Source organism: Xanthobacter autotrophicus (assembly GCF_029991245.1).
GTDB lineage: Bacteria > Pseudomonadota > Alphaproteobacteria > Rhizobiales > Xanthobacteraceae > Xanthobacter > Xanthobacter autotrophicus_C.
Map to the genome: position 1 here is coordinate 1 of NZ_JAIVFO010000353.1, position 459 is coordinate 459.

The following is a 459-nucleotide window of genomic DNA, read 5'->3' on the forward strand; positions in this document are numbered from 1 at the left end:
GCAAAAGGTTACGAAGCCGATATGCAAGAATTTAGAATATTTTCTAGTGAAGAAGTGGAAGCAATAGATATATTTTTTGCAATAATTATAATTGCAATCGTAAAAAAATTTCAAAATGGAACAATAGAACCAACTAATTTTTTAGACCAATCAACATTTGACATAATAAAACCAATATTATTATTAATGTGGGATTAAAAAAACATAGGAGAAACAACAATGGGAAAAATATCGGAAGCATTACAGTCAAAAACTACTAATATTCAGCAAGAACCAAAGCAAGAAAGACCAATTGATAAACTAAAAACAATTCTTGCTACTCCAAGCGTTCAAGAGCAATTTAAAAATGCTTTACAAGAAAATGCAAATATTTTTATTGCTTCAATAGTTGATTTATTTGTGAATGATAAAACCCTGCAAGCTTGCGAACCGCAGGCAGTAGTAATGGAAGCATTAAAG

2 protein-coding genes are annotated in these 459 nt (G+C 29.6%); both read left to right on the forward strand.

Annotation, left to right across the window (positions count from 1 at the left end; all coding sequences use genetic code 11):
- Positions 1-198: hypothetical protein (locus tag K9U41_RS23175; RefSeq protein ID WP_282643187.1), on the forward strand; the 198-nt coding region annotated here is incomplete at its 5' end.
- 21 nt (positions 199-219) lie between these two features.
- The coding region (locus tag K9U41_RS23180; protein WP_282643188.1) for a hypothetical protein at positions 220-459 on the forward strand (240 nt) is incomplete at its 3' end.